Source organism: Nocardioides sp. Z30_9 (genome assembly GCF_058215735.1).
In genome coordinates this window covers 45,513-54,743 of record NZ_JBZAJF010000005.1, presented here as the reverse complement: position 1 = coordinate 54,743, position 9,231 = coordinate 45,513, and the positions used below count along the sequence as shown (strand labels likewise).

Sequence of the window (9,231 nt, the reverse complement as noted above, 5' to 3'; positions counted from 1 at the left end):
ACCCCGGGTGTGTTCGTGCAGCGGGTGGTCGAGCTGACCCCGGAGCAGGCCGCGGACAAGCGGATCGAGAAGCGCACAGTGCGACCCAAGGGAGAGCCGGCATGAGCTGGAGTCGTGAGGAGATGGCCGCGCGGGCGGCCTCGGAGCTGGCCGACGGGTCGTATGTGAATCTGGGGATCGGTCTGCCGACGTTGGTGCCGAACTACGTCGGGGACGACGTGGAGCTGGTGCTGCAGTCCGAGAACGGTGTCCTCGGCACCGGCGCCTACCCCGTCGAGGGAGAGGAGGACGCCGACCTGATCAACGCGGGCAAGGAGACGGTCACGTTGCGTCCGGGGGCCTCGATCTTCGACTCCGCGACCAGCTTCGGGATGATCCGCGGGGGGAAGATCGATGCGGCGATCCTGGGGGCGATGCAGGTCTCGAGGACCGGTGACATCGCGAACTGGATGATCCCGGGGAAGATGGTCAAGGGGATGGGTGGTGCGATGGACCTGGTCCATGGCGCCAAGCGGGTGATCGTGTTGATGGAGCACACCGCCAAGGACGGGTCCTACAAGATCGTCGAGGAGTGCTCGCTGCCCTACACCGGCCGGGGTGTGGTGGAGCGGATCATCACCGACCTGTGTGTCCTCGACGTCACCGAGAACGGTCTCGAGCTCGTGGAGCTCGCCCCCGGGGTCACCGAGGACGAGGTCCGCGAGAAGACCGAGCCCGAGGTCCTCAGCCGGCTCTGAGGCGGCCGTTGCAAGCCCCCGTCACATCGTGCTCAGCCCTGCGGCGGGAGTGACCCGGACGGCGTTGCGCGCGGGCAGCACGCAGGCCGCGAGCCCCGCCACGCCGGCGCCCGCCACCACCAGGAGCAGCTGGAGGACGGGCACGTGCAGGTTGACGCCGGTCTCGCCGAGCACCCCGCCGAGCATCGACTGCACCCCGATGAAGGCGTACGCCGACCCGAGCACGACTCCGATCACGCTGGTGACCGCCGCCAGTAGCACCGCCTCCACCGCCAGCGTGCCGCGCAGCTGCCTGCGAGTCAGGCCCATCGCACGCAGCATGGCGTGCTCGCGGGTCCGCTCGAGCACGCTGAGGCCCAGCGTGTTGGCGATGCCCAGCAGCGCGATCACGAGCGCCACGGCCAGCAGCCCGATGCTCACCAGCACCAGGATGCGCAGCTGCAGGTGCACGTAGGAGCGGTTCGCCATGCCGCCGCCGAGGTCGGCCTGCCGGGCCGAGGCCAGGGTGCCCAGGGACTCGATGGCCTCGTCGGCGTCGATGCCGTCCGAGGTGCGTGCCCAGATCGCCCTGGTCTCCAGGGCGTCGCCGCCCAGGCTCCGCAGCACCTCGGGTGAGACCAGCGCGACCCCCTTCACCCCGAGCGCCCCGACGAGGTCCAGCTCCACCCGGCGCCCCTCGACGGTGAGGATGAGCGGCTGCTCGGTATCGAGGTCCAGGTTCGCGACCACGTCCCACGCCACGTGGACCTTCGCCGCGTCCCCACCGGCGAACGCGGGGGTGCCACGCAGCACGGCGCGATCGGCCGGGACCCCGAGGACCGAGAGCTCGCCGAGGCTCTTGCCGCGCTGGGCAAGAGCGGCGGTCGTCCCCTCGAGAGCGACCGCCCTGGTCACGCCGTCGACGGCGCGCACCGCCTCGAGGGTCGAGCCCGGCAGCGGGACCGTGGCGGACATCGTGACGTCGAGCGGGTACTCCGCGTCCATCTCGGTGTCGACGGAGCCGCCGATGGTGGCGATGCCGGTGACCATCCCGGTCATCAGGGTCGTGCCGACCAGCAGCGACGCAGCCGTGGCCGCCGTACGCCTCGGGTTGCGGACGGCGTTGGACGCGGCCAGCCGACCGGGTACCCCGAACAGCCGGCCGGTCACGAGCCCGGCCACGCGCACGCACGCCGGGATGAGGACGGGTCCCAGCAGCAGCACGCCGAGGAAGGAGACGAACCCGCCCACGACCATGGCGGTCAGCGAGTGCGCCGTCATCGACCACAGCAACAGCGCCGTGCCCCCCAGGATCGCCGCGGTCGCGAGCACGAGACGCACGACTCCCGCACGGTTGCGGACGTCGACGCTGCCCAGCGGGTTGAGCGCCTGGAGAGGGCTGATCCGGGTGCTGCGACGGGCCGGGAAGACCGACGCGCCCAGCGTGACCAGCACGCCCACCAGCCAGGAGCCCACCAGCCACGTCCACGAGATGCCGCCGTCGCCCGTGGCCAGGGCGGGCACGAACCGGTCGACCAGCGTGACCGCCAGCTTCCCGAGACCGAGCCCGATCGCCACCCCGGCGGTGGCGGAGACCACCCCGACCAGGAGCGCCTCCTGCCGCACCGAGCGCAGCACCTGCTTGCGGGTGGCGCCGACGCAGCGCAGGAGGGCGAAGTCGCGCAGTCGCTGCGCGAGCAGCACGGTGAAGGTGTTGGCGATGACCAGCACCGAGACGAACAGGGCGATGCCGGCGAAGACGAGGAGCATCGAGGCGATCACGTCGACGTCGCGGGTGATGTTCGCGGCCTGGGCCTGCAGGTAGTCGTCGACCGTGGTGCTCCCGACGTGCTCGAGCCCGGCGGCCTCCAGGGCAGCTTCGACCTCGCCCGGACTGGTCCCGCCGCCCACGACGACGTTCCTGGTGTAGGCGGTGTCGTCGAAGCCGATCAGTCCCGGCCAGGTCAGGTACAGCGACGCCGCGAGCTCACCGGTGCTGTGCTCGGCAAGGCCGGTGATCGTGACCGGCACCTCGTCGGCGCCCTCACCGAGCACGATCACGTCCCCGATCCCGACGTCGGCGCGATCCGCGGCCGCGCGGTCCACGAGGGCCTCGTCGGGCCGGGCCGGGTAGCGACCGCTCTCGAGGAGCTGCCAGCGCAGCGAGGGCTCCGAGGCGACGGTCCCGAGCCGGCTCTCGGCCGTCAGCGCACGTCCCTGCTCCGACATCAGCGCGTAGGTGGTGGCGTTCACCGCCGCAGGCCCGAGGTCGTCCACGACGCTCAGGGCCCTGGTCACGGCCTCGCTGTCCAGGTCGGTGACCACCACGTCGGCCCCGCCGTACGACGTGGCCAGGTCGGCCAGCATCCCGGCCTTGGTCGCAGAGGAGACGCTGGCGGTGACCACGATGAACGAGACACCGGCGACGACGGCCAGCACGGCGGCCACGTAGCGGCGTGCGTAGACGCGGACCGAGGCGAGCATCACGGTGCGCATCACGCCTCCGCGTTGGTACGACGGGACGCGACGCGACCGTCCTCGATCACCACGACGTCGTCGGCGTACTCCGCCGCGCGGGAGTCGTGGGTGACCATCACGACCGTCTGGCCCAGCTCGCGGACCGAGCGGCGCAGGAAGCCCAGCACCTCCGAGGAGGTGTGGCTGTCCAGGTTGCCGGTCGGCTCGTCGGCGAAGACGATGTCGGGGCGGGTGACCAGCGCCCTCGCCACCGCGACCCGCTGCTGCTGGCCGCCCGAGAGCTGCCCCGGCAGGTGACCGAGCCGGTCTCCGATGCCGAGGACGTCCACGACGGTCTGGTGCCAGGCGCGGTCGGGCTCTCGGTTCGCGAGCTCAAGCGGGAGCAGGATGTTCTGCCCGGCCGTCAGCATGGGCAGCAGGTTGAACGCCTGGAACACGAAGCCGATGTGGTCGCGGCGGAACAGGGTCAGGGCGGTGTCGTCGAGCCGGGAGCGGGCACCGAACAGCTCGGTGTCCCCGACGACGACGGACCCCGCGGTCGGGGTGTCGAGTCCGGCGAGGCAGTGCATCAACGTCGACTTGCCCGAACCCGAGGGACCCATGATCGCCGTGAACCGTCCGGCGGCGATGTCCAGGTCGACCCCGGCGAGCGCCTCCACCCGGGTGTCGCCCTCACCGTAGGTGCGGGTCAGGGCGCGGGCGCGCGCCGCCGGCGCCCGGCCGGTGCCGGGAAGCTCGCTACGGGTGTCCGAGACGGTCATGGAAGTGCCCTCCTGGGCGTGCGGGGATGTTGACCCGAACGCTAGGCAGCCGGGGCCGCGAAGTCGTCAGGCCGCGGGCCGGACCTCGGCTGCGACCAGGGGTGGACCAGGGAGGGGCGGGTCCTCCCACGGGTGGAGGGTCAGGTCTGGGGACCGACCAGTCCGGCCTCGTAGGCGAGGACCACGAGCTGGACCCGGTCGCGGACGCCGGTCTTGGCGAGCAGCCGCCCGATGTGGGTCTTCACGGTGGTCTCGGCGACCACGAGGTCGCTCGCGATCTCGGTGTTCGAGCGACCGCGGGCCACCAGCGTCAGCACCTCGAGCTCACGCGCGGTGAGCCCGGCGTCCTGCAGGGTCCGGGAGACGGGCGCCTCCGCGGGGAGGGCGGCGAAGTGGTCGAGCAGCCGGCGGGTGGTGGAGGGTGCGACCACCGAGTCGCCGGCCTGGACCGACCTGATCGCGTCCAGCAGCACCGGTGGGGTGGCGTCCTTGAGCAGGAACGCGGAGGCCCCCGCCCGGATGGCGGCGAAGGCGTACTCGTCGAGGTCGAAGGTGGTCAGAACGATCACCCGGGGAGCGTCGTCGCCGGCGGTGAGCTTCGCCGTGGCCTCGACGCCGTCCATCCGCGGCATCCGGACGTCCATCAGGACGACGTCGGCCGGGGCCCGGGTGAGGGCCTCGACGGCTTCGGCGCCGTCCCCGGCCTCGCCCACCACCGACATGTCCGGCTGGCTCTCGACGAGCATCCGGAAGCCGGCGCGCACCATCGACTGGTCGTCGACGAGGAAGACGCGGATCGGCCCAGAGACCGGCCCAGAGATCGGCCCAGGACCGGGCCCGGGGTCCGAACCGGGGGGAGTGCTGGCCAGGGGATCGTTCACGGGAGCATCCTCGCGCGTGCCTCCCCGAGCTCCGCGTAGGGCAGGCTCGCCCGCACCTCGAAGCCGCCGCCGGGGCGCGGTCCGGCGGTGAACGTCCCGCCGTGCAGCGCCGTGCGTTCCTGCATCCCCACGATGCCGTGCCCCCGCCGGTCGTCGGGTGCGGTGGCCCCGCGCCCGTCGTCGAGCACCACGATGTCCAGCCGGCCGTGGTCGCCGCCGACCTCCACGGTGACCCGGGTCCCGGGCCCGGCGTGCTTGAGGACGTTGGTCAGGGACTCCTGGACGATCCGGTACGCCGCCAGCCCGACACCCTGCCCGACCGGCGGCAGCACGTCGGGCACCCGGGCGACCAGCTGGACCTGGTCGCCGAGGTCCTGCTCGAGCAGGAACCGCAGGTCCTCGAGGCCTGGCTGGGGACGGGTGCCGGTGTCGGCGTCCTCGGCACGGAGCAGGCCGAGCATCCGGCGCATCTCCTGCAGCGACTCGCGGCCGGTCGCGGCGATGGTCTCCAGCGCGCGGGCGGCCCGGTCGGGGTCCTGCTCCAGCTGGTAGCGGGCGCCGTCGGCCTGGACCACCATCACCGAGATCCCGTGCGCGACGACGTCGTGCATCTCCCGGGCGATCCGGGCGCGCTCGTCGGAGGCGGCCAGCATCGCCTGCTGGGCGGTCTCGCGCTCCAGCCGGATGCCGCGCTGGATCAGCTCCCCGACGTACGCGTGCCGGGTGCGGCCGAGCATGCCGATCGCCCAGGCGGTGATGACCACCAGCGCACACAGGACCGCAGCGCTGAGCATCGACTCGAGGCCGCCACTCCTGTATCCCCAGTCGACGGGGCCGATCACGGACCCCACCAGGCCGAGGACGAGGGCAGCGCGCCCGGTTCTGGCGGAGCCGAAGGCTGCGGCTGAGTAGACCGCGACCGGGACGGCGAGCTGGCCGACGCCGAAGATGTCGGTCCAGGGCAGCTGGGCGAGCGTGAGGAGGGCGACGAGCCACACGCAGACCGCCGGTCGCACCCGACGGACCAGCAGCGGCAGCACCTGCGCCGCCGAGAAGGCGGCGGCGCTCACGGCGTCACCGGGGCCGCGGCTGTCCAGGGACAGGCTGACCAGCACCGCGAGCAGCAGCACGGCCACGAGCGTCACGTCGAACGCGACTCCCTGCCACCGCGACCAGGGTCCCCTGGCCTCGTCGGCGAACGCGGTCTGGGCCATGACCGGACCCTATGCCGCCGTGCGGGCGAGCTCCTCGGAGACGGTGCGCCACGCAGCCGAGTCCGGGTCGATCAGCTCCATGTGGCCGACACCCGCGAGCTCGCGGAGCCGGACCCAGGGATGGGCGGCGGCGAAGCCGCGGCTGAGCCCGACGGGGACATCCTCGTCCTGGTCGCCGTGCACGATCGTGACCTCGGCGGCGGGCCGCTCCGCGAACAGGGTCATCGGGTCGGCCGGGGCGGGGTCGGCGCCGTCGAGGAAGGCCTGGGTCGCGTCGCTGCCCAGGCCCAGTCGGGCGGCCTCGCGCAGGTCGCACACCGGGGCCAGGGCCACGACGTGCGCGACGGGCAGCGTCGTGGTCGCGAGCCAGAGCGCGAGGTGGCCACCGGCGGAGTGGCCGGCCACCGTGAGGGGGCCGGTGGGCAGGTCGAGACCCGCGAGCAGCGACGGCAGCCGTCCGACCGCGAGCTCGACGTCGGTCGCGGTCACCGGCCAGCCACCGCCGATGCCGACCCGGCGGTACTCCGGCGTGGCCACCAGCCAGCCGGCATCCGCGAGGGCCCGCGCCATCGGCCGGGTGTGGCGCCGGTCGTAGGCCGCCTTCCAGAACCCCCCGTGGACCAGGACGAGGAACCCCGAGGGCGGGGAGTCTGGCAGGTGCAGGTCGATCACGGCGTCGTCGTGCTCGGCGTACCGCACGGTCGCGTCAGGCAGCATGAGCGCCACCGTAGTGCGAGCGCGTGGCCCGCACCCTAGGGTGGCGGGCATGACCAAGTGGGAATACATGACTGCCCCTGTGCTGGTGCACGCGACCAAGCAGATCCTCGACAACTTCGGCGCCGACGGGTGGGAGCTCGTCCAGATGGTGCCCGGGATGAACCCGGAGAACCTCGTCGCCTACTTCAAGCGTCCGCTGGCATGAACACCCCGACAAAGCACTCGCTGCGCTCCTGCTTCGCCGGGGACCCCGTATGAGCACCCCCGAGGAGCGGCTGGCCGACCTCGGGCTCAGCGTGCCGGAGGTGGCCAAGCCGGTGGCGGCGTACGTCCCGGCGGTGCGCACCGGCCAGTACGTGCACACCTCCGGCCAGCTGCCGATGCGCGACGGCGAGCTGATGCTCACCGGCAAGGTCGGTGGCGAGGTCAGCGAGGAGGAGGCCGTCGAGTGCGCCCGCCAGTGCGGGCTGAACGCGCTCGCGGCGATCCGCGCGCTCGTCGGGGAGCTCTCCGAGATCAAGCGCGTCGTCAAGGTGGTCGTGTTCGTCGCCTCCACCTCCGACTTCACCGCGCAGCCGCAGGTGGCCAACGGTGTCTCCGAGCTGCTCGGCGAGGTCTTCGGCGAGGCCGGGCGGCACGCCCGCTCCGCGGTGGGCGTCTCGGTGCTCCCGCTGGACGCCCCGGTCGAGGTCGAGCTCCTCGTGGAGGTCTGAGGTCGTGCCGGTCCGGGTCAGGCTCCCTCCCCAGCTCATCGAGGACGCCAGGGCGTACGCCGACGGCACCCGGGAACCGGCCGAGCCGCGCAACGCGGCCACGGTCGTGCTGCTCCGACCGGGTCCGGACGGTCCCGAGGTCTACCTGCTCCGTCGGCAGACCTCGATGGCCTTCGCCGGCGGGATGTGCGTCTTCCCCGGCGGCGGCGTCGACCCGCGGGACTTCGACCACGCCGTCGCCTGGGCCGGTCCGGCCCCGCAGGCCTGGGCGGACCAGCTCGGCACCGACGAGGCGACCGCCCGGGCGCTGGTGTGCGCCGCGGTCCGCGAGACCTTCGAGGAGTCGGGGGTGCTGCTCGCCGGGGAGTCGGCCGACACGGTCGTCGCGGACACCACCGGCGCCGACTGGGAGGCCGACCGCGCTGCGCTGGAGGCCCGCGAGCTCTCGTTCACCGACTTCATGGAGCGGCGCGGCCTGGTGCTGCGTACCGACCTCCTCGGGGTCTGGGGAGCCTGGCTGACCCCGATCTTCGAGCCACGCCGCTACCGGACCTGGTTCTTCGTCGCCGACCTCCCCGAGGGCCAGCTGACCCGCGACGTCTCCACCGAGTCCGACCAGGTCACGTGGCTGCCGGCGATGCAGGCGGTGGCCGAGGTGGAGCAGGAGCAGCTGATGATGCTGCCGCCGACCTACCTGACCTGCCTCGAGGTGGGGCAGTACGCCGACCCGGCCGAGGTGCTCGACGCGGCCGGCGACCGGCGCGTGGAGATGTACACGCCCGAGGTCGAGGAGGACGAGGACGGCGGGACGCTCTCGGTCCCGCCGCGCTTCGAGGAGATCCTGGCGGCCCGCGGATGAGCCCGGGCAACGGGACGGGCGGGACGGGCGCCTGGACCGGTGGGTCCTTCGGTGAGCGGGCGCACTGCGTGCTGGCCCCCAACGCCGACATGATGACCCTCGACGGCACCAACACCTGGGTGCTGCGCGAGCCCGGGGCCGCCCGGTCGGTGGTGATCGACCCCGGTCCCAGCGACCTCGCCCACCTCGACGCGGTGGCCGAGCAGGCGGGTCGGGTCGGGGTGGTCCTCCTGACCCACCACCACCTCGACCACTCCGAGGCAGCCCGTGAGTTCGCCGAGCGGATGGGCTGCGGCGTACGCGCCCTGGACCCGGAGTACCGCCTCGGCTCCGAGGGACTGGGCGACGGCGACGTCGTGGAGGTCGACGGGCTCGAGGTGCACGTCGTGGCCACCCCCGGGCACACTGCCGACTCGCTGTCCTTCGTGGTGCCTGCCGAGGGCGCCGTGCTCACCGGTGACACCGTGCTCGGCCGCGGCACCACGGTGGTGGCGCACCCCGACGGCCAGCTGGGGGCCTACCTGGACTCGCTGGACCGGCTGCACGCGTTGGCGCAGTCCCGCGAGGTCGGCCGGATCTGGCCCGGCCACGGCCCGGTGATCGAGGACGCGCTGGGCGCCCTGGACCACTACATCTCGCACCGCGCGCAGCGCCTGGCGCAGGTGGAGTCCGCGGTGGCCGACCTGCGCGAGCAGCCGCATCCTGAGGGCCTGGCCGTCGACGAGCTCCCACGGCGGGTGGTCGAGGTCGTCTACGCCGACGTCGATCCGGTCCTGTGGGGCGCCGCCGAGCTCTCGGTGCGGGCGCAGCTGGCCTACCTCGCCGACCGCGGCTGACCGCTCCCGTGAGGCCGTCCAGAATCCCGCAATAGCCGAACGCGCCGTGGCCGGCC

10 protein-coding genes are annotated in these 9,231 nt (G+C 73.0%); 5 read left to right on the top strand and 5 right to left on the bottom strand.

Translation table 11 applies throughout. The annotated features are described in order from the left end of the window. Nucleotides 1-101 precede the first annotated feature (101 nt). Nucleotides 102-737, top strand: coding sequence for a CoA transferase subunit B (locus AC4BGB_RS21525; protein ID WP_490549101.1), 636 nt, complete (start codon nucleotides 102-104; stop codon nucleotides 735-737). A 21-nt stretch (nucleotides 738-758) separates the two neighbouring features. On the opposite strand, the gene AC4BGB_RS21520 is transcribed toward AC4BGB_RS21525, so the two are convergent. The 5 genes from AC4BGB_RS21520 to AC4BGB_RS21500 all read right to left on the bottom strand — a co-directional run bounded on the left by AC4BGB_RS21520 (nucleotide 759) and on the right by AC4BGB_RS21500 (nucleotide 6,767). Further along, the gene (locus AC4BGB_RS21520) at nucleotides 759-3,212 is read right to left on the bottom strand and encodes an ABC transporter permease (protein ID WP_490549100.1); all 2,454 of its coding nucleotides are present in this window, start codon (nucleotides 3,210-3,212) and stop codon (nucleotides 759-761) included. Continuing rightward, nucleotides 3,212-3,955 (bottom strand): ABC transporter ATP-binding protein, encoded by a 744-nt coding sequence (locus tag AC4BGB_RS21515; protein WP_490549098.1) that lies wholly within the window; start codon nucleotides 3,953-3,955, stop codon nucleotides 3,212-3,214. Before AC4BGB_RS21515 ends, AC4BGB_RS21520 begins: the two co-directional genes overlap by 1 nt. Before the next feature lie 140 nt (nucleotides 3,956-4,095). Continuing rightward, nucleotides 4,096-4,776: a response regulator gene (locus AC4BGB_RS21510; protein WP_490549104.1), complete on the bottom strand. Its 681-nt coding sequence runs from the start codon at nucleotides 4,774-4,776 to the stop codon at nucleotides 4,096-4,098. Nucleotides 4,777-4,832: 56 nt separating this feature from the next. Continuing rightward, on the bottom strand, nucleotides 4,833-6,050 hold the full coding sequence (locus tag AC4BGB_RS21505; RefSeq protein ID WP_490549097.1) for a sensor histidine kinase: 1,218 nt from the start codon (nucleotides 6,048-6,050) through the stop codon (nucleotides 4,833-4,835). Between the two features lie 9 nt (nucleotides 6,051-6,059). Beyond that, nucleotides 6,060-6,767: an alpha/beta hydrolase gene (locus AC4BGB_RS21500; RefSeq protein WP_490549096.1), complete on the bottom strand. Its 708-nt coding sequence runs from the start codon at nucleotides 6,765-6,767 to the stop codon at nucleotides 6,060-6,062. Between the two features lie 49 nt (nucleotides 6,768-6,816). Between AC4BGB_RS21500 and sp36 the strand changes: the two genes are divergently transcribed. The 4 genes from sp36 to AC4BGB_RS21480 are packed head-to-tail and all read left to right on the top strand — an operon-like array spanning nucleotide 6,817 to nucleotide 9,175. Continuing rightward, a complete protein-coding gene (gene sp36, locus AC4BGB_RS21495) occupies nucleotides 6,817-6,972 on the top strand; it encodes a Sp36 family protein (RefSeq protein WP_490549095.1) in 156 nt (51 codons plus the stop codon). A 49-nt stretch (nucleotides 6,973-7,021) separates the two neighbouring features. After that, nucleotides 7,022-7,480 carry a RidA family protein gene (locus tag AC4BGB_RS21490; protein WP_490549093.1) on the top strand — a complete coding sequence of 153 codons (459 nt, stop codon included), beginning with the start codon at nucleotides 7,022-7,024 and terminating at the stop codon, nucleotides 7,478-7,480. Between the two features lie 4 nt (nucleotides 7,481-7,484). Then, nucleotides 7,485-8,339, top strand: coding sequence for an NUDIX hydrolase (locus tag AC4BGB_RS21485; RefSeq protein WP_490549091.1), 855 nt, complete (start codon nucleotides 7,485-7,487; stop codon nucleotides 8,337-8,339). Next, nucleotides 8,336-9,175 (top strand): MBL fold metallo-hydrolase, encoded by an 840-nt coding sequence (locus tag AC4BGB_RS21480; RefSeq protein WP_490549089.1) that lies wholly within the window; start codon nucleotides 8,336-8,338, stop codon nucleotides 9,173-9,175. Before AC4BGB_RS21485 ends, AC4BGB_RS21480 begins: the two co-directional genes overlap by 4 nt. Nucleotides 9,176-9,231: the final 56 nt, after the last annotated feature.